Here is a 24,853-nt window from a genome sequence, read left to right as displayed (position 1 = left end):
CCGGCGGCGACCGCGCGGCGCAGTCGCGGGACCGGGAGCGACCGGGTCGCCAGGTAGGCGCTCACCCCGGCCAGCGGAGCCCCGAACAGCAGCAGGGCCGACACCACCACCGGCGGTCCACCTAGGACACTGCCGAGCAGCGCGAGCACCAGCAGCGACGGCGACGCCGGGGACCCCGTGCCACCGGCGACCGGGTGCCACGCGGCCAGGTAGTCGCGCCAGGTGGTGGCGAGGTCGGCCACCGGGAGCAGCCGCCCGCCCGCCAGGTCGGACCCGAGCCGGCCGGCGACCAGCGCGTTGATCAGCGCGAACAGCAGCAGTGCGGCGGTGAGCACGAACAGCGGCGAGGACAGCAGCCGCAACACCCGGCCGCGGTTGAGGAGACCACCGCGGGCATTGTCCCGCGGCGACGGCGAAGGTCGGCGCTCCAACCGCTCGAAGACGGCACGGCGGATCAGCCTGCCCGGCTCCACCTCGGCCGTGGTCGGGTCCTCGGTCGCCAGCAACCCGGCCAACCGGTTCGGCTCGGGCACGGTGCCGCCGTCCAGTAACCACAACCAGCGGCCGGGGTCGGCCCAGCGGCGCTTGCCCAGCGCGACGGCGTCCGCGACGGCGGTGGCGAAGGAGGTGTCCCGCGGCAGCGTCAGCACGTCGTCGACGACCTGGTCCGCGCGGGCCTGTGCGAGCAGCTCCGCGGTGCCATCGGTCGATCCGGTGTCCACCGCGAGCACGCGGCGCGGTCTCTCCGACTGCTCAGCGAGGGCGGCGAGCACCCCCGGCAACCACAGCTCGCCGTCCCGACACACCACCACCGCCAGCACCGGCGCGCTCACAGACTTCCTCCTGCCGACCAGATCCACCACCGCACGAACGGTAATGCACCAACAGCAGAAGGAAACCCGCCGAAACGATCTGCGCCAGCCCGGCGGCGCGGCCACCCGGCCCCGCGGCGGTCGACGTCACCGCAGCGCGCTGGCCGTCCAGCAGGGGAGAGGCCCGGTCAGCGGACGGCTCACACGGCGCGGCGCTTGAGCTTGCGGCGCTCCCTTTCGGACAGTCCGCCCCAGATGCCGAAGCGCTCGTCGTGCTGCAGCGCGTACTCCAAGCACTCGGAGCGCACCTCGCAACCCGCGCAGATCCGCTTCGCCTCCCGGGTGGAACCGCCCTTCTCCGGGAAGAACGCCTCCGGGTCGGTCTGCGCGCAGAGCGCACGTTCCTGCCATTCCTGCTCTTCTTCAGACATTTCGAACAGTTCGGCCAGAACGTCGAATTCCGCGACGGATGCGTCCCCACGCTCCGCCAAGCGGCTGTCTCCCGATTCCCACATCGTTGAATCTCCCCCGATTCTCCCGATCCCACCGGCCCTCCCCAGGACCGGAACAGGACGCACTCCTGCTCGCGGGCGGCCTGGTCCCCCCTCCGAGGACCCCGCACTCCGACGGCGGTGCCGTCGCCGACCAGGCGTGCCGTCCGCCCTCTCCGCGGACGGCACCTCGATCGACCCGTGCCCGACCAGGTCTCCCGCACCCGGTCGTCCCGCTGACCAGACCTCCCCCTCCCGAGGGGTGATCGTTTCAACGGTGAATGACACTGCTGTGATTACACCCGTGTAGCTCCTTGCGGTCAAGCGGAGACCATCCGTAGGGGGACACCCGGACAGCGCCACCGCACCGCCACCGGGCACCACCGGGCACGCGCTTTCGGCGCAGCACCGGTACTCCGTCCGCCGGAACGAATCCCCCGTGCGGAGTCCCAAGATCATGGATACCACCGCAAGGTCATCTTCGCCGCGCGAGACCGCCCGCCCCGGCTCGGTGGCTCGTGGACACTGGAGGACGTGAAGACCTCCGCGACCCGCATCAGCCCCCTGTTCCTGGCCTTCCTCGGACTGACCGCGCTGGGTGGCGTGCTGGCCACGTTCGACAGCGAGCTCGCCCTGACCTCCGGTGTCCTGCTGCTCGTGCTCGGCGGCTGGACGACCTCGCTGTGCCTGCACGAGTTCGGGCACGCGGTCACCGCGCTGCGCGGCGGCGACCTCTCGGTGCGCGCGAAGGGCTACCTGACGCTGGACCCGCGCCGCTACACCGACCCCGTCCTGAGCATCGTGCTGCCGCTGCTCTTCGTGGCGCTCGGCGGCATCCCGCTGCCCGGCGGCGCGGTGTGGATCAACCACCACGCGCTGCGCTCCCGCCGCGCCGAGTCCATGGTGTCGCTGGCCGGGCCGCTGACGAACCTGGTGCTGGGCCTGCTGATCGCCACCGCGGTGGCCGTGGTGCCGATGCCGCTCGGGCTGGCGGCGGGCCTGTCCTACCTCGCCTTCCTGCAGGTGATCGCCTTCGTGCTGAACATCCTGCCGATCCCGGGCCTGGACGGCTACGGCGCGGTCGAGCCGTACCTGTCGCCCCGGGCGCGGCACCTGGGCGAGCGGGCCCGTCCGTGGGCGCCGCTGGTGCTGTTCCTGCTGCTGTTCGCGGTCTCGTTCGTCGGCCGGTTGTTCTTCGAGCTGGCCTACTTCGTCTTCGGCCTGGTCGGCGGTGACATCACCACGACCATGTACGGCCAGGCGATCTTCCGCAGCGTCTTCGGGTTCTGACGGGCTCGTCCCGGGTGGCGGGACGGCAGCGCAGGTTCGCGCCCTGGGCTCCGGGGGGCCGTGCGAGGATCGGGGCGTGAAGGTCGTAGTTCTGGTCGGCGGGGTCGGTGGCGCGCGGTTCCTGCTCGGGGTGAAGGCGGCGCTGGGCCTGCCCGCCGTGGGCGAGCCGGAGCAGCAGTCCGAGCACGAGGTCACCGCGGTGGTCAACGTGGGCGATGACGTGTGGATGCACGGGTTGCGGGTCTGCCCGGACCTGGACACCTGCATGTACACCCTCGGCGGTGGCATCGACGAGGCGAAGGGTTGGGGCCGGGTCGAGGAGACCTGGTCGGTCAAGGCGGAGCTGGCCGCCTACGGCGCCGAACCGACCTGGTTCGGGCTCGGCGACCGGGACATCGCCACCCACCTGGTGCGGTCCCGGATGCTGCGCGCGGGCTACTCGCTGTCGGCGGTCACCGAGGCGCTGTGCGACCGGTGGCGGCCGGGTGTCCACCTGCTGCCGGTGACCGACGACCGGGTGGAGACGCACGTCGCCATCGACGAGCCGAGCACCGGCGAGCAGCGGGCGGTGCACTTCCAGGAGTGGTGGGTGCGGTACCGCGCGGAGCCGAAGGCCCACGCGATCGTGCCGGTGGGGGCCGACGAGGCGAAGCCGACGCCCGCGGTGCTGGACGCGCTGCAGGGGGCCGACGTGGTGCTGCTGGCGCCGTCGAACCCGGTGGTCAGCATCGGCACCCTGCTGGCGGTCCCCGGTTTCCGTGCCGCGCTGCGGGAGTCCTCGGCGCCGGTCGTGGGCCTGTCCCCGATCGTCGGCGGCCGACCGCTGCGCGGCATGGCCGACGCCTGCCTGACCGCGATCGGGGTGGACAGCACCGCCGAGGCCGTCGGCAGGCACTACGGCTCGCGGCAGGACGCCGAGGGGATCCTGGACGGCTGGCTGGTGCACACCGGCGACACCGCCGAGGTCCCCGGCGCGCGGGTGCGCGCGGTGCCGCTGCTGATGTCCGATGTGGACGCCACCGCCGCGATGGCGGAGGCGGCGTTCGAGCTGGCGCGGGAGGCGCGATGAGGGACCACGCGGCGACGAGCGGACTGCAGGTCTTCGCGGTTCCCGGCCTGCCCGAGTTCGGCCCCGGGGACGACCTGGCCGCCTCGATCTCGGCGGCCGCCCCGTGGCTCAGCGACGGCGACGTCGTGGTGGTCACCAGCAAGGTGGTGTCCAAGGTCGAGGGGCGGATGGTGCCCACCCCGGCCGACCCCGAGCAGCGCGACGCGCTGCGCCGCGAGCTGGTGTTGGCCGAGGCCACGCACGTGCTGGCCCGGCGCGGGCGGACGCTGATCACCCAGAACAAGCTCGGCATCGTGCAGGCGGCCTCCGGCATCGACGCCTCGAACGTGCCGCAGGACCAGATCGCGCTGCTGCCGGAGGATCCGGACGCCTCCGCGCGCCGGCTGCGGGCCGCGCTCGCCGAGCGCCTCGGGGTGCAGGTGGGCGTGGTGGTCACCGACACGATGGGCCGGGCTTGGCGGGTCGGGCAGACCGACGCGGCGATCGGCGCGGCCGGGATCTCGGTGCTGCACGACTACGCGGGCAGCACCGACTCGCAGGGCAACGCGCTGGCCGTGACGCTGGTGGCGGTGGCCGACGAGATCGCCGCCGCCGCGGACCTGGTCAAGGGCAAGCTGGGCGCGGTCCCGGTTGCCGTGGTGCGCGGCCTGACCACTGTGGACAACGGCTCGACCGCGCGGGACCTGGTGCGCACGGTCGACGACGACCTGTTCGCGATGGGCACGGCGGAGGCGCTGGCGCAGGGCCGCCGCGAGGCGGTGCTGGTGCGCCGCTCGGTGCGGGAGTTCGCGGACGCCCCGGTCGGCGAGGAGGCGGTGCGCCGCGCGATCGGCGCGGCCCTGACCGCACCTGCGCCGCACCACACCCGCCCGGTCCGGTTCGTGTGGCTGCGCGACCGCCCGCTGCGGTCGAAGCTGCTGGACGCGATGCGCACGGCCTGGCTGGACGACCTGCGGGCCGACGGCATGCCGGAGGAAGCCGCCCAGCGGCGCGTGAACCGGGGCAACCTGCTCTACGCCGCCCCGGAGCTGGTGCTGCCGTTCCTGGTCCGGGACGGTGCGCACGACTACCCGGACAAGCGCCGCGAGGACGCCGAGCGCCAGATGTTCACCGTCGCCGGTGGCGCCGCGGTGCAGGGGCTCCTGGTGTCGCTGGCGGCCGAGGAGCTCGGCTCGTGCTGGGTGTCCTCGACGCTGTTCTGCCCGGATGTGGTGCGCGCGACCCTGGACCTGCCGGAATCCTGGGAGCCGCTCGGTGCGGTCGCGGTCGGCCACCCGGCCGAACCGGTCACCGGACCGCGCGAGCCCCGCGACCTCGACGACGGATTGGTGGAGCTGTGAGCGGACCTCAGGCCGACGCGCTGCGCGTGCTCGGCGAATGGCGCCCGACCGACCCGCAGCAGGAGGCGCTGCGGCACGCCTTCCTAACCTTGCTGGACGCCCGGTCGGACGGCTGCCTGCGGGCCTGCGAACCAGGGCACGTGACGGCCTCGGCGGTGCTGCTCGACGCCGCGGGCGAGAACGTGCTGCTCACCCTGCACCCCCGGGTGGGCACGTGGTTGCAGCTGGGCGGGCACTGCGAGCCCGAGGACAGCACGCTGTCCGGGGCGGCGCTGCGGGAGGCCACCGAGGAGTCCGGTGTGGACGGTCTGGTGGTGGACCCGGAGCCGGTGCACCTCGACGTGCACCCGATCACCTGCTCGCTGGGCAAGCCGACCCGCCACTTCGACGTGCGCTTCGTGGTCCGGGCCCCGGCGGGCGCGCAGCCGACGCGCAGCGACGAGTCCCTCGACCTCCGCTGGTGGCCGGTGGACGCCCTCCCGGACAACACCGACATCGGCCCGCTGATCACCGCTGCCCGCCAGCGGGCCCGACCTCACATGGCACGGTAGTCGCGGGCGGGCATCCGGGGGCCGTGGCGGGGGCGGGACGCGCCCGCCGCGCCGAGGTAGCGGACCGCGCGGTGCCGGTGGCCCGCGTAGGGGGCCAGGGCTTCGAGCATGCCCGCGTCGTCGAGCGGGCGGCCGACCAGGGCGAGGCCGACGATCGTCGGCAGGTGGTAGTCGCCGACGCTCACCGCGTCCGGGTCGCCCCACGCCCGTTGCGCGATCTCCGCCGCCGTCCACGGGCCGATGCCCGGAACCTTCTGCAGCAGTTCGCGCCCTTCCACACCGCGCAGCTCGACTGCGCGCTCCAACCTCCTGGCCACCGAGGCGGCGGCGAGCAGCGTGCGCCTGCGGGCTCCGTCGATGCCCGCCCGGTGCCACTCCCAGTCCGGGATGCGGCGCAGCTGCTGCGGGTCCGGCACGACCCACAGCTTCTCCACCGGCCCCGGCGCCCGGCTGCCGAAGCGCCAGCACAGCTCTCGCCAGGAGCGCCACGCCTCGCGGTTGGTGACCTTCTGCTCCAGCACCGCGGCGACCAGCACATCCCACACGCGTCCGGAAGCGCACAGCCGCACGCCGCGCGAGGCGCGCTGCCCCCGCTCCACGATCTCGTGCACGGCGACGAACCCGCTCGCATCGTCGGCAGCGCCGAGCAGGCCCGGGATGTCGTCCAGCACCAGGTGCGCGCCCTCACCCCACGCCGTGGCCTCGACCTCACCCGCGCGGTTCCTCCGAAGCCGCAACGTGGTCGGCCCGGCCGGTGTCGTGGTGCCCCACCACACCGCGCCCGAGGGGTCGACCCGCGTGGTCGGGTCGCCGCTACCGCGGCGCAACGGGGCGAGCACCCGGGGCAGGTCCACCGGGTAGGGCGGGGCCCAGGTCCTGGTCAGCGCGTCAGTCATCGCCCTCCGAGGGTATGCCTCAGCAGTCGGCGGAGAAGCGGACACCGTGCTCGGGCAGTTCCACGCCCGGCCAGACCCGGATGCCGTCGAGCAGCTCGCAGCGCGCGCCGATGTGCGCACCATCACCGATGATCGCGCCGCGCAGCACCGCACCAGCGCTGATGGTCGCGCCCGCGCCGACCACGCTGTTCTCGACCACCGCGCCCTCCTCGACGCGGACCCCGTCGAACAGCACCGAACCCACCACGTGCGCGCCGTCACCGACGACGCAGTCGGCGCCGATCGAGCTGCCACCGCTGACCTGGGCACTCGCGGCGACCGACGCGCCGTCCAGGACCAGGGCTTCGCCCCGCTCCCCCGGCAGCGCGTGGGTCGGCGCGGCCCCCAGCACCAGGTCCGCGGAGGCGCGGACGAAAGCCTCGGGGGTGCCCATGTCCAGCCAGTACGAGGTGTCGACGTGGCCCTGCACGCGCGCGCCCGAGGCGAGCAGCTCGGGGAACGTCTCGCGCTCCACCGACACCGGCCGCCCCGCCGGGATGCGGTTGATCACCTCGCGGCGGAACACGTAGCAACCGGCGTTGATCTGGTCCACCGGCGGGTCCTCGGTCTTCTCCAGAAACGCGGTGACCCGCCCCTCGGAGTCGGTCGGCACGCACCCGAACCGGCGCGGGTCGGCGACCTTGACCAGGTGCAGAGTGACGTCCGCCGCGTTGTCGCGGTGGGTGGCCAGCAGCTCGGTCAGGTCCACCCCGGAGAGGATGTCGCCGTTGAACACCAGCACGTCGTCGGCGCTGAGCCGGTCCGCCACGTTGCGGATCGCCCCCGCGGTGTCCAGCGGCTCGGGCTCCACCACGTACTCCAGCCGCAGGCCGAGCTCGGAGCCGTCGCCGAAGTGCTCGACGAACACCTCCGCCTTGTAGGAGGTGCCCAGCACCACGTGCTCGATGCCAGCGGCCCGGATCCGGGAGAGCAGGTGGCGCAGGAACGGCACCCCGGCCGTGGGCAGCATCGGCTTGGGCGCCGACAGGGTCAGCGGGCGCAGCCGAACGCCCCGCCCACCGACCAGCACGACGGCCTCCGCCGTCGACGGCGCATCCCGATCATCCGCGGACATCGGCTTAGGTCCTCCTCTACCTGACGGACTTCCCTGACGAAAACCCATTGGGGGGAATACTCTGGCAGGGGCAACGGCATAATGAACACCGGGCCCGTCCCCCAACGGCCGTGCCCGGCTCGACGCCCGCCCCCGGCGGACCACTGCGAACGACTGAGAGGGCATCCCCATGGACCCGCGCCTTCGAGCCGACGAAGCACTTGCTCGCGCGCGGGCACGCGGCGCGTTCGTCGTCACCCCGGACAACGCCACCTCTCCGATGGACGCGGCGAACACCGTGCGCATCCCCCGCGACGTGGTCGACCAGGCCGACTCCCCGCCGGACACCACGCAGGTGATCCCCTCGTCCGGGCCGCCACCGCAGCAGCACCCGCACCCGCAGTACCAGCAGGCCGACCCGCAGCAGCAGGCCTGGCCGACCGAGGACTACGGGCAGGGGCTGCCGCCGAACCCGTACCACGCGCAGCGCGGCCCGAACGAGTTCGGACCGCTCGGTTCGCAGGCCAACCAGCAGCAGTACCCCCAGTACTAGCGGGTTTCGATGCGGGCGCGCAGCGCCAGCGCCGCGCGCAGGGCGAGCCGCAGCGGCGCCCAGAGCGGGCCCGGGTGGCGGTCGGCGAGGTAGCGGTAGGCGCTGCGGTGGTGTTCCAGCAGCATCCGCTTGGCCGCCTTCGAGGTGGAGCGGCCGCCGATGTGCATGACCTCGGCCTTCGGCGCGTAGATGTTGAGCCAGCCCTTGCGGCGCAACCGGTCGCCCAGGTCGACGTCCTCGAAGTACATGAAGTAGCGGGGGTCGAAGCCGTCGATGGAGTCGAAGGCCTCGCGGCGCAGCAGCAGGCACGAGCCGGACAGCCACCCGGCCGGGCGTTCGGTGATCTCCGCCTCGGACTGCCGGTAGGCGCGGGTCCACGGGTTGCCCGGCCAGATCTTGCCGAACACCGCGTGCCCGGCGCCGCGGCCGATCGAGGGCAGCATCCGGGCCGACGGGTAGACCTCGCCGCCGGGTTCGCGGATCAGCGGGCCGAACGACCCGCCGCGCGGCCAGCGCTTCGCCGCGGCCAGCAGCTCGTCGATCGATCCGGGCTGCCACTCGAGGTCGGGGTTGGCGATGACCACCCAGCCGTACTCGGTGCCCAGGCTCGCCACACCCCGGTTGGCGCCGCCGCCGTACCCGAGGTTGCCACCGGTGGGCACCAGGTCGACGTGGTCGTGCTCGGCGGCGGCGCGTTCCGGTTCGCCGTCGGTGGAGCCGTTGTCGGCGAGGACCACCCGCACCGGCCGGTCCGTCGCCCGCGGCAGGGTGTCGAGGAATCGGCCCAGCGTTTCGCCCGGCGAGTAGGTCACGGTGACAACGGCGAGCTCGTCGCCGTAAGTGCGCACGTCGGTCACGCCGTCACATTCTGCCGAACCGCCTCGGACGTCCGATCACCTGACCACAGTTTCAATTGAAACTGTAATTCCTCGGCGCGTCGCGGGCCGACACGCCGGGGTGTGTCGGTGATCCACGCGATTTCAATGGGGATCAGGCGTCTGTTTTCCATCGGAATCGCACCGGAGGTGGTCAGCGGGCGCGGAGGTGGATGTGGTGGGCCCGGTCGAAGGCCGTGCGGTGCTGAGCCGCGCAGGCCGCCCAGGTGAACTCCTTGGCGCGGCGCTGGGCGGCGGCAGCGAGCGCGGCACGGCGGGTGGGGTCGTCCAGGAGCTCGGTGAGCCCGGCAGCGATGTCACCGGCACCGACGCCGCAGTACGCGACGGCGTCGCCGCCGACCTCGGGCAGGCTCAACCGGCGCGTGGTGAGCACGGCCGCTCCGCAGGCCATCGCCTCCAGGACCGGGAGGCCGAAGCCCTCGCCGAGGCTCGGGTAGGCGACCACGTCCGCACCGCCGAGGAACCCGGCAAGCTGCTCGAACGGCAGGTACCCGGCCCGGATCACCCGGATCCGGTGCGGCACCGCCTCCAGCGCCCGCTCCACGCGGGTGTCCCAGCCGGGCTGACCGGCCAGCACCAGCGCGGGCGAATCGCTGCGGCCCTGGCAGGCCAGGGTGAACCCGCGGATCAGCGCGGGCACGTTCTTGCGGGGTTCGAGCGCGCCGAGGAAGGCGACGTAGGGCTGGTCGTGCAGGCTCAGCCGGTCGCGGACCGCCTGGGCCTCCTCCGGGGTCGGCGGGTGGAACCGGTCCGGGTCGACGCCGTGGTACATCACCGGCATCCGCGACCGGTCGGCGCCGACGGAGCGGCCGAGCTCAGCCGCGGTCGCTTCGCTCGGCACGATGCACAGCGTCGCGCGGCGCAGCGCGGTGCGCGTCCAGGCGCGGAAGAAGCGGGCCTTGACCGGCGAGTGCACCGCCGGGTTGGTGAAGAACGTCGCGTCGTGCAGGGTCACCACCGAGGCCGCCGGGTTGGCCAGCGGGGTCGTGTAGTGCGGGGAGTGCAGGACGTCGATGCCGAGCCGCCGCACCAGCAGCGGCAGGGTGGTCTGCTCCCAGGTCAGCCGCGCGGTGCGGGTGGCGACGGCCTCGGCGGCCGGTACCACGTCGGTGTGCGGCGCGATGGTCGCGTAGAGCTCGGCGTCGCGCGGTTGGCAGGCGACCGTGAGCCGGGCGCCGTCGGCGTCCAGGGCCGCCAGCAGGGAGTCGACGTACCGGCCGACGCCGCCTCGGTCCGCGGGTACTGCGGTGGCGTCGATGAGGATGTGCGGCTCGCCTCTGTGCACCAGAGCAGCGTACGGGGCGAAACGCCCTACCTGGGACGAGTACGTGAAAATGTGTTCTGGTCTATGCCGATCGGTCGCCGACGGCGGACTGGTGCAGCGCCCAGACCTCCCGCGCCACCCGGGTCCAGGTGAAATCGGCTACCCGACGCCGCCCGGCGGCGACCAGTTCGCCCCGCCGCGCCGAGTCGCCGAGCACCTCGCGCAGCGCGGCGGCCAACGCCGCCGGGTCGGCGCGCGGGACCACCACGCCAGCACCTCCGGCGACCTCCACCAGCGCGGGAGCGTCGGAGTGCACGACGGGCACGCCGAGGGCCATCGCCTCGATCAGCGGCAGGCCGAAGCCCTCCGCGAGGCTGGGCGCGGCCAGCGCGGTCGCGTTGCGCAGCAGGACCGCCAGTTCGGCGTCGGAGACCGAGGACAGCACGCGCACCCGGTGGTCCAGCCCGCAGTCCGCGGCGATCCGCGGCACGTCGACGTCTCCCCAGCCCGGGCGGCCGACGACCAGCAACGGGACGTCGGGGACCTCGGCCATCGCCCGCACCAGGTGCGGGTAGCCCTTGCGCGGTTCGATGGTGCCGATGGCCAGCACGTACCGCTCCGGCAGGTCGAGCCGCGCAGCCGCACCGGGCTCGGCCAGCAGCGACGGTGTGACGCCCTCGCCGATGACCTCCAGCCGGGTCGCACCGGTGTGCTCGGCGAGCTCGGCGGCCACGGCGGCGGTGGGCACGACCAGCGCGTCGGCCTCCCGCGCGGCCCGGCCGATCGCCCGGCGGTGCCAGGAAACCCCGCGCGGGGTCAAGGTTTCCGGGTGCGTCCAGGGCACGGTGTCGTGCACGGTCACCACCAGGCCGCGACCGCGCTTGGCGGGCGGCGCGAGCGGAGTCATGGCGTGCACGGAGTCACCGCCCGGCCACAGCGGGAAACCGCGCTCCCAGGCGGCGATCAGCGCGCGCCGCGGCAGCGGCAGCACCCGCGGGCCCGCGACACCGGGCACGCGCGCGGCCCCGGGATCGCCGCTGCGGCTGACGACGCTGCTGATCCCCCACCCGTCGGGCGCGGTCTCGGCCAGCGCGCGCAGCAGCTCCCGCGTGTAGCGACCGGTCCCACCGGGGACGGGCGCGAGCAGCTGTTCCGCGATCGCGACGAGCTCGGGCACCCGCCCAGCTTCCCACGCCCGCCCTAGGCCCACGAGGAGCCGGGACTGAGACGAGTTCGTGGAGTTCCCCACCACGACGAGGCGCTGCGCAACTCGCGACTCCCGGAGACCGACGCCTTTCCGCGAGGTGCGCGACCTCCACGAGGAGGAACCTGAGGCCCCCACCTCGACGTCGCCCGAGCCGCAGCCTCCGACCGGGGTCGCAGTTTCAATTGAAACTGCGATTTTCCCTGGGGGCGGTTCGCAGTTTCAATTGAAACTGCGGTCCACCCGCGCGACCAGCCCACGCCCGCTGCCGTTGCTGGTGGGCGAGGTCGTGGTGAGCGCAGGTCGGGGCGCGTAACGTCTTCGGGCGTGACGTCGCAAGAGGTGCGCAGCACCGTGGTCGTGGTGACCTGGCGGGGCCGGGACCACATCGAGGCCTGCCTGGACGCCCTGGCCACCCAGGAACGTCCACATCGGACACTGGTGGTGGACAACGCCTCCGACGACGGCACCGCGGACCTGCTCGCCGCGCACCCGTCGGCCCCCGAAGTCCTCCGGCTCCCCCGCAACCGCGGCTACGCCGGCGGCATCGCCGCCGCGCTCGCGCGCGTCCGCACGCCTTACGTCGCGTGGCTGAACGACGACGCTGCGCCAGCCTCCGGCTGGCTCGCGGCGCTGGAGGCCGCGCTCGACGCGGACCGCTCCGCGGCCGCGGCGACCTCCGTGCTCCGCACGTCGGACGGCCGCACGCAGTCCGCGGGTGTCCGCCTCACGGCCGACGGCCACGGCGCTGACGCGCCTCAAGCCTCCGGCGAGGTGTTCGGGTTCTGCGGCGGCGCAGCCCTGCTGCGCACCGAGGCCTTGGCTTCCGCTGGCGGTGTCCCAGCGCACTTCTTCTGCTACTACGAGGACACCGACACGTCCTGGCGCCTACGCCTGGCGGGGCATCGCATCGTCTCGGTGCCCGATGCGGTTGCTGCGCACCTGCACGGCGCGACGACGCAACCCGGTTCGCCTCAGTTCCACCGCTGGAACGAGCGCAACCGCCTGCTCATGCTGTTGCGCTGCGCACCCGCGGACGTTGCCGCGCGCGAGCTGGCCCGCTTCGCGGCGATCACGCTCGCGCTCCCGCTGCGCCGCGCGGTCCCGGACGCGGCGAACTTCCGCGTCAGGTTGCGGATGGACGTCCTGGCCGAGGCCGTCGCGGGCCTCCCGGCCGCGCTGCGCGCTCGCCGACGCATCGGCAGCACTGCTTCGCGTCGACGCGCGGTCTGGCGGACCTGGTCCGGGGTGTGAACCGGAGCACACCACGGCAGTTTTCCCGACACCCCGCATGGCGCCCGCCGCGATGGTGCACGCTTTACGACGTGGCTGAGATGTCGGACCGCAGCAACCTGCCCCTCGTGTCGGTGATCGTGGTGAACTACCGCGGCGCGGACGACACGGTCGAATGCCTGCGCGCGCTGCGCGAGGAGCTCGACTACCCAGCCGACCGGCTGGAGGTGATCTGCGTCGACAACGCCTCCGGCGACGGCAGCGCGGAACGCATCCGCAGCGCCGCCCCGGACGCCCGGCTGATCGAGTCGGGCAGCAACCTCGGCTTCGCCGGTGGCTGCAACCTCGCCGCCCGCAACGCCACCGGCCAGGTGCTGGCCTTCCTCAACAACGACGCCCGCCCGGACCGGGACTGGGTGCGCGCGGCCGTCGCGGTGCTGCGCGCCGAACCGACCGTGGGCGCGGTGGCCAGCAAGGTGCTGGACTGGGAAGGTCGGCACGTCGACTTCGTCGACGGCGGCCTGACCTGGTTCGGCATGGGCTACAAGCGCCACGCTGGCGAGGTCGACGACGGTTCCCACGACGCCGCGCGGGACGTGCTCTTCGGCACCGGGTCGGCGCTGTTCGTGCGCGCCGAGCTGTTCGCCGCGCTGGGCGGCTTCGACGAGCGCTTCTTCATGTTCTACGAGGACGTGGACCTGGGCTGGCGGCTGAACCTGCGCGGCTGGCGGGTCCGCTACGAGCCGAGGTCGCTGACCTTCCACCGGCACCACGCCTCGATGGCCGAGATCTCCTCCGCCCGCGAGCACTACCTGCTGGAGCGCAACGCGCTAGCCGCGCTCTACAAGAACGTCTCCGACGAGACGCTGGCCAAGGCGCTGCCCGCGGCGATGGCGCTGGCGGTGCGGCGGGCCACCGCGCGCGGCGAGATCGACCCGACGCAGCTGGAGATCACCCGCCGCGGCGAGACCGAGGACGACGGCCCGGTGCCGATCGACCGCTCCGCGCTGGCCGGGATGCTGGCCATCGACCAATTCGTGGAACTGCTGCCGTCGCTGAAGGACTCCCGCGAGGAGGAGCAGCAGGCGCGGGTGCGCACCGACGCGGACCTGGTCCCGCTGATGCGCAAGGCGATGGAACCGGCCTACCCGCTGCCGCGCTACCTCGCCGCGCACGACGCGCTGGTCGAGGCCTTCGGCCTGGACGAGGTCTTCGGCCGCCCCCGCAAGGTCGTGGTGATCACCGGGGACGCGGTCGCCGAGCGGATGGCCGGTCCGGCGATCCGCGCCTGGCACATGGCCGAGGTCCTCTCCGTGGAGCACCAGGTCCGGCTGGTCAGCGTCAACGACCTGGTCAGCCCGCCGCAGGCCGAGTTCGAGGTGCACGCGGCCAAACCGCGCGAGCTGGGCGCGCACGTCGACTGGGCCGACATCGTGGTGCTGCAGGGCCACGTGCTGGAGATGGTGCCCTCGCTCAAGGACGTCGGGTCCAGCAAGGTCGTGGTCTGCGACGTCTACGACCCGATGCACCTGGAGCTGCTCGAGCAGGGCCGCGACACCGACGACGAACGCCGCGCCAAGGACCTGGTCGGCGTCACGAAGGTGCTCAACACCCAGTTGCGGCGGGGTGACTTCTTCCTCTGCGCCTCCGAGCGGCAGCGGCACTTCTGGCTGGGGCACCTGGCCTCGCTCGGCCGCCTGACGCCCGGCCTGTACGACAACGACCCGACGGTCCGCTCGCTGCTGTCGGTGGTGCCCTTCGGCCTGCCGTCGACCGCCCCGCGCCGCACCGGACCGGCGATCAAGGGCACCCACCCCGGCATCTCCGCCGACGACAAGGTGGTGCTGTGGGCGGGCGGCGTCTACAGCTGGTTCGACCCGCTGACGCTGCTGCACGCGGTGCACCGGCTTTCCGAGCGGCGCACCGACGTCCGGCTGTTCTTCCTCGGCATGAAGCACCCGAACCCGGACGTGCCGGAGATGGGCATGGCTGGTCGCACCCGCGCGCTGGCCCAGCAGCTCGGGCTCACCGGCAAGTTCGCGTTCTTCAACGAGACCTGGGTCCCCTACCAGGAGCGGCAGAACTACCTGCTGGACGCCGACTGCGGGGTGACCAGCCACTTCGAGCACGTGGAGACGACGTTCGCGTTCCGCACCCGGGTACTGGACTACCTGTGGTCGGGGCTGCCGGTGGTCACCACCGACGGTGACTCGTTCGCCGACCTGGTGCGCTCGGAGCGCATCGGCGTCGTGGTGCCGCCGGAGGACCCGGACGCGCTGGCCGCCGCACTGGAGAAGGTCCTCTACGACGAGGAGTTCGCCGCCGAGTGCCGCCACCGGATCGAACCGGTGCGGGAGCGCTTCACCTGGGAAGCGGTGCTGGCGCCGCTCACCGAGTTCTGCCGCGACCCGCGCCCGGCCGCCGACCGGCTCAAGGCCGCCTCGCCGCTGGTGCGCAGCCCGCAGATCAACGGTGCGGAAGCGGTGCGCCGGGACCTGTCGCTGCTGCGCGAGTACCTGGACGCGGGCGGCCCGCTGGAGGTCGCGAAGCGGGCGACCGGACGCTTGCGGCGGATCGCCGGTGAGCGCTTCCGTGGCCGCTGACCTGCGCGTCCTGCTCGACGGCACACCGCTGCTGGGCAACCGCACCGGGATCGGCCGCTACACCGCGTCCCTGGTCGCCGAGCTGGCGTCCCTGGTGGACGTCCGGCTGGTCGGGTTCACCACGCGGGGTTGGCGCGAGCTGCGCGGTACCGCACCGCCGGGAACTCGCGCGGTCGGCCCGCCGATCCCGGCCCGGGTGCTGCGGAAGCTGTGGCAGCGCGGCGCCTTCCCGCCCGTCGAACTGCTGGCGGGCCGATCGGACGTGGTGCACGGGACGAACTTCGTGCTGCCGCCGTCGGTCCGCGCCGCGGGTGTGGTGACCGTGCACGACCTGGCGTTCCTGGATGACCCTTCGCTCGCGGAGCCCGATCTCCCCGCGCTGGTGCGCGGTTCGGTGCGTCGGGCGCGCGTGGTGTGCACGCCGACGGCTGCGGTCGCCGACGCGGTGAGCGCCCGGCTGGACGTCCCGCGCGAGGAGGTGGTGGTGACGCCGCTCGGCGTGGACCCGGCGTGGTTCTCCGCCGCACCGCTGGATTCCGAGCTTCGAGTCCACTGCGGACTTCCTGCGGAGTACCTGCTGTTCGTCGGCGCCGAAGGTCCACGCAAGGGCCTGCCCGGGCTGCTTGCCGCGCACGGCCCAGACCTCCCACCACTGGTCATCGCCGGGCCCAGCACCCCAGGGATCGACGGCGCGGTGATCCGCACCGGGTTCCTCCCCGACGACCACCTGCGCCGCCTCGTCGCCGGAGCCAGCGCGCTGGTGCTCCCGTCCCGCGACGAAGGATTCGGCCTCCCCGCCCTGGAAGCCCTGGCCTGCGGAACACCCGTGGTGTGCACGGACATCCCAGCCCTCCGCGAAGTCACCGCAGGCCGTGCGACGTACTTCCCCTTCGGCGACCCGGCGGCGCTGAACGACGCCCTGCACCAAGCGCTGGCGAACCCACCGGACCCGGAAGCCGGTCGTGCGTGGGCGGAATCCTTCACCTGGCGGGCCTGCGCCGAAGCAACCCGAGCTGCGTACCGCCGAGCGGCGACCTGACCCCAGAAAGACGTCAGGCCAGGCTCCCGGTAATGCCCCGGGCCACCTGGCCTTCCTTCCCTCTCCCCGCGGGATCGGGCACCACAGATCATGCCCGCGCCGAGACTGAAAGTCGACTCGTTTCCCGCAGAACCAGAGCAACTCACCGAATCAGGCGACCACGGAACAACTTCCGTATCGCTCGAAAGGGCATTCGACCAGCCCCGTAACGTATTTCTTCGTGCCCATCGCATACGGCGACGAATCATTCCGCGAACACCGACAGCAGGGCTTCTACGTTCTTGCCAGTGTCATCGTCGATACCCAGGAAGCGGAAGAAGCCCGCGAGGTACTCCTAGGCCTGCGGGGAAAGCACCGGAAGCTGCACTGGTACGAGATGGAACCCGACGAGCAGCACCGAACCATCAAGCACCTGGCCGACCTCGATGGGCTGCACGTGGTCGTCACCGGCGCTCCAGTACCACGCCAGAAGCAGGAACGGGCCCGCGCCAAGTGCTTGGCTCGACTGATCCACGAGCTTCATGGATTTGGCGTCGACTTGCTTGTACTGGAAGCACGCTCGGCCGAGCTCAACCGCCGCGACGTGTCGACAGCTGCCACTGCTCGCCGCAGCTTCCTCCCCAAGGAAGCCCAGTTTCGCGTAGCCCACTGCCCTGGCCCTCTCGAGCCAATGTTGTGGGCAGCCGATGTAATAGCAGGAGCTTGTCGCGCGGCGTACCTGGGCCGCCCTGAGTTTCGCGAGGTGCTGGCCGACCGGGTCCACGACATCGAGGTGGACACTGGGTGCAACCCCTAGAAAGACGTCAGGCCAGGCTCCCAGTCATGCCCCGGGCCACCTGGCCTTCCTTCCCTCTCCCCGCGGGATCGGGCACCACCATTATGCACAGCCGCTTCGGGGCGCACCAGCTGATTCCCCACCGCTGCGGCGTTTCATGGTCAACTGCACCCCACCGGGTTACCCCGCTTCACCTCGGAGGGCTGCTCCGTCGGTTTCGAGGGCGGCGTGGAGGGCTTCGCGCCAGGGGCGCAGCGGGGTCAGGCCCGCTTCCCGCCAGGCCGCGTCGGACAGCACCGAGTACGCCGGGCGCGGGGCCGGGCTGGGGAAGTCCTCCGTCGTGCACGGTTGGACGCGGTCCGCGTCCAGGCCCAGCTCGGTGAAGATCGCGCGGGCGTAGTCGCACCAGCTCGTCTGGCCGGTGTTGGTGCAGTGCAGCACCTCCTGGGCCGGGCCGCGGCGCTCGGCCACCCGTTCCGCCAGTTCCAGCAGGCCGTGGGCCAGGTCCGCCGCCCAGGTCGGGGAACCGATCTGGTCGGCCACCACGGACAGCGAGTCGCGTTCGCGGGACAGGCGGACCATGGTCTTCACGAAGTTCGCCCCGCGCGCACCGTAGACCCACGCGGTGCGCACCACCCAGGCCCGCGCACCGGACTCCAGGACCGCGCGCTCGCCCTCCAGCTTGGTGCGGCCGTAGACAGTGCGCGGCCCGGTCTCGTCGGTCGGCTCGTACGGGCGGTCGGCGTCGCCGCTGAAGACGTAGTCCGTGGACACGTGTAGCAGCGGGATCCCGCTGTCGTGGCAGGCCTTGGCCAGCTCCGCCGGGCCTTCGGTGTTGACCAGCGCCGCCCGCTGCTGGTCCTCCTCCGCGGCATCCACCGCGGTGTAGGCCGCGGCGTTGACCACCACCGGGCGCAGCTCGGCGTCGCGGGCCGTCTCGGCGAAGGAGTCCACCGCGTCGACCACCGCCTCGCGGTCGGTGACGTCGAGCTCGGCGGAACCCGGGGCGTGCACCAGGGCACCGGACCGCGCGGACATGATCCGGCCCAGCTCGTACCCCAGCTGCCCGCGACCGCCGGGCACCAGGACGGCGAGGCGGCTCATCGGGCCACCGCCGCGCGGGCCTTCAGCGGCTCCCACCAAGCGCGGTTCTCCCGATACCAGCGGACGGTCTCGCGCAGCCCCGCCTCGAAGTCGACCCGGGGCGCGTAGCCGAGCTCGCGGACGATCTTGCTGTGGTCCACCGAGTAGCGGCGGTCGTGGCCCTTGCGGTCGGCGACCGGCCGCACCATCGACCAGTCCAGGCCCATCTCGGCCAACACCCGCTCGGTGAGCTCCTTGTTGGTCAGCTCGGTGCCGCCACCGATGTTGTAGGTCTCGCCCGGCCGCCCGGATTCGGCGACCAGCTGGATGCCCTGGCAGTGGTCGTCGACGTGCAGCCAGTCCCGCACGTTGAGGCCGTCGCCGTAGAGCGGCACCTGGTGGCCGTCCATCAGGTTGGTGATGAACAGCGGCAGCACCTTCTCCGGGAACTGGTAGGGCCCGTAGTTGTTGGAGCAGCGCGTGATGCAGACCGGCAGGCCGTGCGTGCGGTGGTAGGAGCGGGCCATCAGGTCCGAGCCCGCCTTCGCCGCCGAGTACGGCGAGTTCGGCTCCAGCGCGTGCTCCTCCGGCCAGGAGCCGGTGTCGATCGAGCCGTACACCTCGTCGGTGGAGACGTGCACGAACTTGCTGACCTCGGCCTCCAGCGCGGCCTGCAGCAGGACGCTGGTGCCCACCACGTTGGTGACCACGAAGGCGTCCGCACCGGCGATCGAGCGGTCCACGTGGGATTCGGCGGCGAAGTGCACGACCACGTCCACGCCGCGGAGCAGACCGGTCACCAGCTCGCGGTCGCAGATGTCGCCGCGCACGAACTCCAGCCGCGGGTCGTCGGCGACCGGTGCCAGGTTCGCCTCGTTGCCCGCGTAGGTGAGCTTGTCGAGCACGACGACCTCGGCGCCGGCGTACGCCGGGTAGGCGCCGCCGAGCAGTTGCCGCACGTAGTGCGAGCCGATGAACCCGGCTCCACCAGTGACCAGAATCCGCATCGAGCCCCTTCTCTCCTGTTCACCCGCCTCGCCCCGCGGGACACCGCCGCGCACGGACGCCGCCTGCGAAGTCTGGCATGCGCCGCCAGGCACCGACCACGCTCCCCAGTTACGCAACGTATAACCAAGGCCTCACCCTTATGAGGGTCATCACGCCAAAACTGGGATCTGCACACCGAACCCACGGGCCCCGTTAGCCTGCACTGGGAACACGAGCAAAATCACTTCCTGAGGTGTAACGCTCGCGGCAGGCCAAGGAGGAAGCGGCGTGGAGGATCGGCCCAGGTGGCCAAGCGGTCCGCAGGGTCAGCCTGGCAGACCCGTGCCACCTCGCGGAAGCGGGCGAGGTCGCCCCAGCACCGGTGGCGGCCCCGCCTCGAGCGGCCGACGCCCGGGCCGCGCGGGGAACGCGCCGCCCTCCGGCGGCCCCGGTCGGCGAACTCCGCAGAGTGAAGCACGGCAGCGTTCGGCCCCCCGTTCGGGCGAAGAGCAGCTTCCGCCGGAGAACGATGTCTGGAGCCGTCGGAAAGGCGGCCGGGACCGGCGCGGCGGCCATGCGGGCCGGGGTGCCCGCGCCCTCGGGCGCACGCTGACCGCGCTGCTGTCCGTCCTCGTGCTCACCTCCACCGGCTTCGGCTGGGCGATGTTCCGGCCCGGCGGGGGCGGAACCTCCACCGCCGACGTCATCGGCTCCGGGTTCAACGCGCCGGACGGCGCCACCGACATCCTGCTGATCGGCAACGACAGCCGCAACGACTCCTTCGGCAACCCGCTGCCCGACGAGGTGCTTCGCGAACTGCGCACCACTCAGGAGGGCGGCGACCTCACCGACGCGATGATCCTGGTGCGCATCCCCAACGGCGGGGGCAGCGCCAGCGCGATGTCCTTTCCCCGCGACACGCTCGTCGACGTCGGGCTCGGTCTGGGCAAGACCAAGCTCACCGAGACGATGAACAACGGCATGCACGCCGAGCGCGCGAAGCTGCAGGAAGAGGGCGTCACCGACGAGGAGGAGCTGGCCCAGCGGTCCCGGCTGGCCGGGAAGCAGCTGCTGCGCAAGACCATAGAGGACATCAGCGGCGTCAGCATCGACCACTACGCCGAGGTCAACCTGCTCGGCTTCTCCGAGATCACCAAGGCCATCGGCGGGGTCGAGGTCTGCCTGAAGAACGCCACCAAGGACCGACTGTCCGGCGCCGACTTCCCCGCGGGCGTGCAGACCATCCAGGGCGCCGACGCGTTGGCGTTCGTCCGGCAGCGGCACGGGCTGATCAACGAGCTCTCCCGCGGCAAGCGCCAGCAGGTGTTCATGTCCGGGCTCGCCCGCAAGGTGATGTCCTCCGACACTTTGACCAACCCGGCGAAGCTCACCGAGCTGATCAACGCCATCAAGAAGTCGGTCACCCTGGACCCCGCGCTGGCCGACGACCTGCTGGGCTTCGCGCAGCAGATGCAGGGCATCGCCGGTGGGGACGTGCAGTTCTACACCGCGCCGGTGCACCTGGTCGGCCCGTCCGGCAAGGAAGACGTCACGATCAACATTCCCGAGGTCAAGCAGTTCGCGGCCAACCTCCTGCTACCTCCCCAGGAGCGCGAGCAGAAGATGGCCGCGCAGCAGGCCCGCGCGCAGATCTCGGTCGGCGTCTACAACGCCTCCGGCGCCAGCGGCCTGGCCGCCCGGGTGCTCGACGAGCTGACCGCGCAGGGCTTCAAGGAGGGCGGCAGCTCCAACGCCGACTCCATGGCCAACTCGGTGATCTACCACGCGGCCGGTGACGAGACCGCCGCCGCGCAGGTCGCCGAGGCCCTCGGCGGGCTGCCCACCGAGGTCAGCTCGAACGTCACCGCCGGCAGCATCCAGGTCTACCTGGGCAAGGACTACGCGGGACCGGGCGCGCAGAACTTCGCGGGACCGCGCACGATCAAGCTCGACGGGTTCCGCCAGCTGCCGCCGCTGCACCCCCAGCAGGACATCAACGATCAGCCGATCACCGCAGACGGGATCCCCTGCGTGGACTGACGTCCGCATCACAACCGAAAGCCGGGCGACCTGGGGCGCGCCAACCGTTAACCTTGTCCCGCAACGCACCGCGGCGGGGGAGGCCAAGTGGGCGAACCGGAGCAGGAGACCGAGGCGGCGGAGCCGACCGCCCGCGGGCGGACGGGGTTCCGCATCGCCGGGCGCAGCGCAGTCGCGCTGTTCTCGGCCGTCGTGCTCGGCATCACCGCCATCGGCTGGATCGTGGTGGACCAGCTCTCCGACGTCAGCTCCGCCAAGGTGCTCGCCGACGCACCACCCACGTCGGGCGACGACGACGGCGCGACCGACGTCCTGCTGGTCGGCAGCGACAGCCGCACCGACGCGCAGGGCAACCCGCTGCCGGAGGACGTGCTCAAGCAGCTGCGCACCGAGGCCATCGGCGGGCTGAACACCGACAGCCTCGTGGTGATCCGGGTGCCGCACAGCAACGCCCCGACCACCGCGGTGTCAATCCCCCGCGACACCTTCGCAGAGGTGCCCGGCGGCCGTCCGGAGAAGATCAACGCCGTCTACGGCCTGACGAAGAGCACCACGGCGCGGCAGCTCCGCGCCCAAGGCCGCCCGGAGCTCGAGGTCGAGCGGGAGTCGCAGCTGGCCGGGCAGCGCGCGCTGGTGCAGACGGTGCAGAACCTCACCGGGCTGCGCATCGACCACTACGCCGAGCTCAACCTGCTCGGCTTCTACGAGCTCACCGAGGCCGTCGGCGGCGTCGAGGTGTGCCTGCGGCAGGACACCAGCGACAAGGACTCCGGCGCGAACTTCACCGCCGGTCGGCACACCATCTCCGGCGCGGACGCGCTGTCGTTCGTGCGGCAGCGCCACGGCCTGCCCCGCGGCGACCTGGACCGGATCGTCCGCCAGCAGGTGTTCATGGCGGCGCTGGCCAACAAGGTGCTGTCCACCGGCACGCTGACCGACCCGGCGATGGTCAACGACCTGGTGCAGGCCACCCGCCGCGCCGTCGTGCTGGACGAGGGCTGGGAACCGCTGGGCTTCGTGGAGCAGATGCAGGAGATCGCGGCCGGACGCGTCACCTTCACGACGATGCCGGTGGTGGACACCAACGCCCGCGACGACCGCGGCCAGAGCATCATCAACGCCGACCCCGCCGCGACGCAGCGCTTCTTCGCCGGGCTGGCCAGCGCGCCGCCCGGCCTGGCGGCGCAGCCGAAGCTGCAGCTGGACGGCACGGCCCGCCCCGACCAGCCGATCACCTCCGACGGCAGCATCCCGTGCGTCCACTAGTGGAGCGCAGGCCTAGGCTCGACCCATGAGCGTTACCCAGGCGCTGCTCGGACCGCTGCTGGCCGAGGGGGCACCCAAGCCGCTGATCACGCACTACGACGACGCCACCGGGGCGCGCATCGAGCTGTCCCGGGCGACCACCGCGAACTGGGCGGCCAAGACGGCGAACTGGCTCGTCGACGAACTCGACCTGGAACCGGGTGCGCCGGTGTTCGCCGCGCTGCCCGGGCACTGGCAGACGGTCGGCGTGCTGCTCGGCTCCTGGTGGTGCGGCGCGCACATCACCGACGACCCGCACGGCGCGGAAGTCGCCTTCGTCCCCGCCGACGACCTGGAAAGCGGCGCGGGCGCCCGGACCACGGCTGCCGTCGGCCTCGACGCCCTGGGCGCCCCGCTGCGCGACCTGCCGGACGGAGTCGTCGACTACGTGTCGGACATCCGGGTGCACGGCGACGACTTCAGCCCGCTGCTGCCGGTCGACGGCGACACCCCGGCGCTGCTCGACCGCTCGGTGGACGAACTCGTCGCCGCCGCCCGGGAGCGGGCTGCGGAGCTGCACATCGGCCCAACCGACCGCGTGCTGTCCACACTGGAGTGGAGCCTGCCGGACGGTGTGGTGGACGGCCTGCTCGCGGTGCTCGCCGGACGGTCGTCCCTGGTGCACTGCACCAACCTCGACCCGGCGAAGCGCGAAAGCCGCCGCGACAGCGAGCGAACCACCATCGAACTCGGGAACTGACCCGGATGCGCGGAACGGCCCGCCCAGCTCAGGCGGGCCGTTCCGCGCGTCTCAGGCCGCGAACTGCTCGGACTTCTCCGAACTGCCCCGGAACAGTCCGGAAAGCGTGTACCGCGGACCGCTGAAGCCGAGTGCGAGGCTCGCCGCGGCGAGCACCAGGACGTACTCGAACCCGCCGTCGCTGGAGAAGAACCCACCGCTGAGGTGCGCGGTGAACAGCGCGCCGACCATGACCGCCGCGAGCAGGACGCCCGCGAAGGGCAGCAGCACACCGAGGATCAACCCAGCCCCACCGACCACCTCGACGATCGCGGTGAACCAGGCCGCGATCGGGGGCAGGCCCAGCTTGTCGAAGGATTCGACGACCGCGTCCATGCCGTTGAGCACGAACTTCTGGTAGCCGTGCGCGAGGAAGGTCGCGCCCACCACGATGCGCGCGATCAGAGCCGTCATGTCGCGAAGACGGTGCTGCATGGGAAGACCTTTCGAGGGGATGGGTCTGCGGTGCTCGCAAGCATACGTGAAGCTTCAAGTAACTTGCTCGCCTGAGAAGATGCTCACACGCCCAGCGGAGCAGGCAGCAGAATCGCGCCAAGTCGCCAGAAAATTGGCAAACGACCAGTACCAGGCTTGGCTACCGGTTAGTAACATCGGGGGATGCGTGACATCCAGGCGCTCTTCACCGCTGCCGACGAACAGCTCGTGCCGAGTGAGGCGGCCTGCAGCCCCTGGGGCGAACTGGTCGGCGGCGGTCCGGTCGCCGGGCTGCTCGCCCGGGCCGTGGAGCGGACCAGTGACGACCCCGACCTGTTCACCGCCCGGCTCACTGTGGACCTGGTGCGCCCGGTCCCAGCCAAGCCGCTGTCGGTCACCGCCCAACCACTGCGCACCGGCAAGCGCCTGCAGGTGAGCGAAGCCGTCCTCACCGTCGACGGGAAGCCCTCCGCACGAGCCACTGCCCAGCTGCTGCGCCGCAGCGAGGTGGACGGCGTCGTCCCGGACGTGCCCGCGCCCTTCCCCGGCCCGGCGGAACTCCCGGACGGGCACCTGCTGCCCCCGGAGCTCGGCCTGCGGTGGGGCGTGCACGACGTGATCCAGGTCCGGTGGGTGGCGGACCAGCGGGCCACCGGCACCAGCAAGGTGTGGATGCGGATGCCGGTACCGCTGGTCGCCGGCGAGTCGGCGAGCCCGCTGGCGCGGGCCGCGGTCCTGGTCGACTGCATCAGCGCGGCCAGCCCGGTCGGGCCGATCTTCGGCCCGTGGATCAACACCGACATCACGCTCTACCTGCACCGCCCGTTCGAGGGCGAGTGGCTCGGCATGGAGATCAACCGCGACGTGCAGCCGAGCGGCATCGGCGTGGCCAACGCCCGGCTCTACGACGAGCGGGGGCTGCTGGGCAGCGCGCACGAAGCGGTCATGGTCAACCAGCTCGGCTGACAACAGCGTCCCGCGGTCGGCGGGGCGCTGTTGCTTCCCGCAGAAACAGAAGTAGCCCCTCTTTCCCGGAACGGATTCCGGGAAAGAGGGGCTACCCTTTTTCAATGTAGTGTGTCGGCGGTGTCTTACTCTCCCACACCCTGTCGAGTGCAGTACCATCAGCGCTGGGGAGCTTAGCTACCGGGTTCG

The 24,853-nt window shown here is 72.2% G+C and carries 23 protein-coding genes and 1 rRNA gene; 13 read left to right on the top strand and 11 right to left on the bottom strand.

Annotated features, from left to right (window positions below; translation table 11 throughout):
* Both ABT324_RS31520 and ABT324_RS31515 read right to left on the bottom strand, forming a co-directional pair.
* Positions 1 to 833, bottom strand: an 833-nt coding sequence (locus tag ABT324_RS31520) for a glycosyltransferase family 2 protein (protein WP_351184881.1), incomplete at its 3' end; no start/stop codon positions are given.
* A 179-nt stretch (positions 834 to 1,012) separates the two neighbouring features.
* Complete coding sequence (locus tag ABT324_RS31515) at positions 1,013 to 1,243, bottom strand: WhiB family transcriptional regulator (RefSeq protein WP_170301702.1); 231 nt, start codon at positions 1,241 to 1,243, stop codon at positions 1,013 to 1,015.
* Positions 1,244 to 1,837: 594 nt separating this feature from the next.
* Between ABT324_RS31515 and ABT324_RS31510 the strand changes: the two genes are divergently transcribed.
* The 4 genes from ABT324_RS31510 (at position 1,838) to ABT324_RS31495 (ending at position 5,553) form a co-directional block, all read left to right on the top strand.
* Positions 1,838 to 2,593, top strand: coding sequence for a site-2 protease family protein (locus tag ABT324_RS31510; RefSeq protein ID WP_351184875.1), 756 nt, complete (start codon positions 1,838 to 1,840; stop codon positions 2,591 to 2,593).
* 76 nt (positions 2,594 to 2,669) lie between these two features.
* Positions 2,670 to 3,662 carry a 2-phospho-L-lactate transferase gene (cofD, locus tag ABT324_RS31505; protein ID WP_351184872.1) on the top strand — a complete coding sequence of 331 codons (993 nt, stop codon included), beginning with the start codon at positions 2,670 to 2,672 and terminating at the stop codon, positions 3,660 to 3,662.
* Positions 3,659 to 5,002: a coenzyme F420-0:L-glutamate ligase gene (locus ABT324_RS31500; RefSeq protein ID WP_351184869.1), complete on the top strand. Its 1,344-nt coding sequence runs from the start codon at positions 3,659 to 3,661 to the stop codon at positions 5,000 to 5,002. The genes cofD and ABT324_RS31500 overlap by 4 nt, the downstream gene beginning before the upstream one ends.
* Positions 4,999 to 5,553 (top strand): NUDIX hydrolase, encoded by a 555-nt coding sequence (locus tag ABT324_RS31495; RefSeq protein WP_351184866.1) that lies wholly within the window; start codon positions 4,999 to 5,001, stop codon positions 5,551 to 5,553. The genes ABT324_RS31500 and ABT324_RS31495 overlap by 4 nt, the downstream gene beginning before the upstream one ends.
* On the opposite strand, the gene ABT324_RS31490 is transcribed toward ABT324_RS31495, so the two are convergent.
* Both ABT324_RS31490 and manB read right to left on the bottom strand, forming a co-directional pair.
* Positions 5,538 to 6,449 (bottom strand): DNA-3-methyladenine glycosylase family protein, encoded by a 912-nt coding sequence (locus tag ABT324_RS31490; RefSeq protein WP_351184864.1) that lies wholly within the window; start codon positions 6,447 to 6,449, stop codon positions 5,538 to 5,540. The two genes, ABT324_RS31495 and ABT324_RS31490, sit on opposite strands and share 16 nt — an antisense overlap.
* A gap of 19 nt (positions 6,450 to 6,468) precedes the next feature.
* A complete protein-coding gene (gene manB / locus ABT324_RS31485; RefSeq protein WP_351184862.1) occupies positions 6,469 to 7,563 on the bottom strand; it encodes a mannose-1-phosphate guanylyltransferase in 1,095 nt (364 codons plus the stop codon).
* A 169-nt stretch (positions 7,564 to 7,732) separates the two neighbouring features.
* On the opposite strand from manB, the gene ABT324_RS31480 reads away from it, so the two are divergent.
* Positions 7,733 to 8,095, top strand: a complete 363-nt coding sequence (locus tag ABT324_RS31480) for a hypothetical protein (protein WP_351184860.1) — start codon at positions 7,733 to 7,735, stop codon at positions 8,093 to 8,095.
* Here ABT324_RS31480 and ABT324_RS31475 read toward each other — a convergent pair.
* The 3 genes from ABT324_RS31475 to ABT324_RS31465 all read right to left on the bottom strand — a co-directional run bounded on the left by ABT324_RS31475 (position 8,092) and on the right by ABT324_RS31465 (position 11,432).
* Positions 8,092 to 8,952, bottom strand: a complete 861-nt coding sequence (locus ABT324_RS31475; protein WP_351184858.1) for a glycosyltransferase family 2 protein — start codon at positions 8,950 to 8,952, stop codon at positions 8,092 to 8,094. The genes ABT324_RS31480 and ABT324_RS31475 overlap by 4 nt on opposite strands.
* 172 nt (positions 8,953 to 9,124) lie before the next feature.
* Complete coding sequence (locus tag ABT324_RS31470; RefSeq protein ID WP_351184888.1) at positions 9,125 to 10,255, bottom strand: glycosyltransferase family 4 protein; 1,131 nt, start codon at positions 10,253 to 10,255, stop codon at positions 9,125 to 9,127.
* An 82-nt stretch (positions 10,256 to 10,337) separates the two neighbouring features.
* Entirely contained in the window at positions 10,338 to 11,432 is a 1,095-nt protein-coding gene (locus ABT324_RS31465; RefSeq protein WP_351184856.1) for a glycosyltransferase family 4 protein, read from the bottom strand.
* 354 nt (positions 11,433 to 11,786) lie between these two features.
* Between ABT324_RS31465 and ABT324_RS31460 the strand changes: the two genes are divergently transcribed.
* The 4 genes from ABT324_RS31460 (at position 11,787) to ABT324_RS31445 (ending at position 17,130) form a co-directional block, all read left to right on the top strand.
* On the top strand, positions 11,787 to 12,713 hold the full coding sequence (locus ABT324_RS31460) for a glycosyltransferase family 2 protein (RefSeq protein ID WP_351184854.1): 927 nt from the start codon (positions 11,787 to 11,789) through the stop codon (positions 12,711 to 12,713).
* A gap of 80 nt (positions 12,714 to 12,793) precedes the next feature.
* Positions 12,794 to 15,295: a glycosyltransferase gene (locus tag ABT324_RS31455; RefSeq protein WP_351184886.1), complete on the top strand. Its 2,502-nt coding sequence runs from the start codon at positions 12,794 to 12,796 to the stop codon at positions 15,293 to 15,295.
* Positions 15,285 to 16,334, top strand: a complete 1,050-nt coding sequence (locus ABT324_RS31450) for a glycosyltransferase family 4 protein (protein ID WP_351184884.1) — start codon at positions 15,285 to 15,287, stop codon at positions 16,332 to 16,334. The genes ABT324_RS31455 and ABT324_RS31450 overlap by 11 nt, the downstream gene beginning before the upstream one ends.
* Before the next feature lie 220 nt (positions 16,335 to 16,554).
* The gene (locus tag ABT324_RS31445; protein ID WP_351184852.1) at positions 16,555 to 17,130 is read left to right on the top strand and encodes an SPX domain-containing protein; all 576 of its coding nucleotides are present in this window, start codon (positions 16,555 to 16,557) and stop codon (positions 17,128 to 17,130) included.
* Positions 17,131 to 17,289: 159 nt separating this feature from the next.
* Here the strand turns inward: ABT324_RS31445 and rfbD are convergent, their stop codons facing one another.
* Positions 17,290 to 18,213 (bottom strand): dTDP-4-dehydrorhamnose reductase, encoded by a 924-nt coding sequence (gene rfbD / locus ABT324_RS31440; protein ID WP_351184850.1) that lies wholly within the window; start codon positions 18,211 to 18,213, stop codon positions 17,290 to 17,292.
* Complete coding sequence (rfbB, locus tag ABT324_RS31435; protein WP_351184848.1) at positions 18,210 to 19,199, bottom strand: dTDP-glucose 4,6-dehydratase; 990 nt, start codon at positions 19,197 to 19,199, stop codon at positions 18,210 to 18,212. The genes rfbD and rfbB overlap by 4 nt, the downstream gene beginning before the upstream one ends.
* Before the next feature lie 613 nt (positions 19,200 to 19,812).
* On the opposite strand from rfbB, the gene ABT324_RS31430 reads away from it, so the two are divergent.
* The 3 genes from ABT324_RS31430 to ABT324_RS31420 all read left to right on the top strand — a co-directional run bounded on the left by ABT324_RS31430 (position 19,813) and on the right by ABT324_RS31420 (position 23,224).
* A complete protein-coding gene (locus ABT324_RS31430) occupies positions 19,813 to 21,219 on the top strand; it encodes an LCP family protein (RefSeq protein ID WP_351184846.1) in 1,407 nt (468 codons plus the stop codon).
* A gap of 87 nt (positions 21,220 to 21,306) precedes the next feature.
* On the top strand, positions 21,307 to 22,485 hold the full coding sequence (locus tag ABT324_RS31425) for an LCP family protein (protein WP_351184844.1): 1,179 nt from the start codon (positions 21,307 to 21,309) through the stop codon (positions 22,483 to 22,485).
* Positions 22,486 to 22,510: 25 nt separating this feature from the next.
* Positions 22,511 to 23,224 (top strand): TIGR03089 family protein, encoded by a 714-nt coding sequence (locus ABT324_RS31420; protein ID WP_351184842.1) that lies wholly within the window; start codon positions 22,511 to 22,513, stop codon positions 23,222 to 23,224.
* 51 nt (positions 23,225 to 23,275) lie between these two features.
* Here ABT324_RS31420 and ABT324_RS31415 read toward each other — a convergent pair whose 3' ends face one another.
* Entirely contained in the window at positions 23,276 to 23,677 is a 402-nt protein-coding gene (locus ABT324_RS31415) for a DoxX family protein (RefSeq protein WP_351184840.1), read from the bottom strand.
* Between the two features lie 204 nt (positions 23,678 to 23,881).
* Between ABT324_RS31415 and ABT324_RS31410 the strand changes: the two genes are divergently transcribed.
* Complete coding sequence (locus ABT324_RS31410) at positions 23,882 to 24,664, top strand: thioesterase family protein (protein ID WP_351184838.1); 783 nt, start codon at positions 23,882 to 23,884, stop codon at positions 24,662 to 24,664.
* A gap of 112 nt (positions 24,665 to 24,776) precedes the next feature.
* On the opposite strand, the gene rrf is transcribed toward ABT324_RS31410, so the two are convergent.
* Positions 24,777 to 24,853, bottom strand: a 5S ribosomal RNA gene (gene rrf / locus ABT324_RS33465); the annotation flags it as partial.

It is taken from the genome of Saccharopolyspora sp. NPDC000359, assembly GCF_040300525.1.
In the GTDB taxonomy this organism is placed as follows: domain Bacteria; phylum Actinomycetota; class Actinomycetes; order Mycobacteriales; family Pseudonocardiaceae; genus Saccharopolyspora.
The sequence above is the reverse complement of the archived record's forward strand: the minus strand, read 5'-3'. Positions and strand labels throughout refer to the sequence as shown.

Bases quoted from the DNA above. Each gene is read 5' to 3' on its own strand.
- ABT324_RS31515 (WP_170301702.1), bottom strand. From the start codon at position 1,243: ATGTCTGAAGAAGAGCAGGAATGGCAGGAACGTGCGCTCTGCGCGCAG.
- ABT324_RS31500 (WP_351184869.1), top strand. From the start codon at position 3,659: ATGAGGGACCACGCGGCGACGAGCGGACTGCAGGTCTTCGCGGTTCCC.
- ABT324_RS31490 (WP_351184864.1), bottom strand. From the start codon at position 6,449: ATGACTGACGCGCTGACCAGGACCTGGGCCCCGCCCTACCCGGTGGAC.
- manB (WP_351184862.1), bottom strand. From the start codon at position 7,563: ATGTCCGCGGATGATCGGGATGCGCCGTCGACGGCGGAGGCCGTCGTG.
- ABT324_RS31480 (WP_351184860.1), top strand. From the start codon at position 7,733: ATGGACCCGCGCCTTCGAGCCGACGAAGCACTTGCTCGCGCGCGGGCA.
- ABT324_RS31455 (WP_351184886.1), top strand. From the start codon at position 12,794: ATGTCGGACCGCAGCAACCTGCCCCTCGTGTCGGTGATCGTGGTGAAC.
- rfbD (WP_351184850.1), bottom strand. From the start codon at position 18,213: ATGAGCCGCCTCGCCGTCCTGGTGCCCGGCGGTCGCGGGCAGCTGGGG.
- rfbB (WP_351184848.1), bottom strand. From the start codon at position 19,199: ATGCGGATTCTGGTCACTGGTGGAGCCGGGTTCATCGGCTCGCACTAC.
- ABT324_RS31420 (WP_351184842.1), top strand. From the start codon at position 22,511: ATGAGCGTTACCCAGGCGCTGCTCGGACCGCTGCTGGCCGAGGGGGCA.
- ABT324_RS31415 (WP_351184840.1), bottom strand. From the start codon at position 23,677: ATGACGGCTCTGATCGCGCGCATCGTGGTGGGCGCGACCTTCCTCGCG.
- ABT324_RS31410 (WP_351184838.1), top strand. From the start codon at position 23,882: ATGCGTGACATCCAGGCGCTCTTCACCGCTGCCGACGAACAGCTCGTG.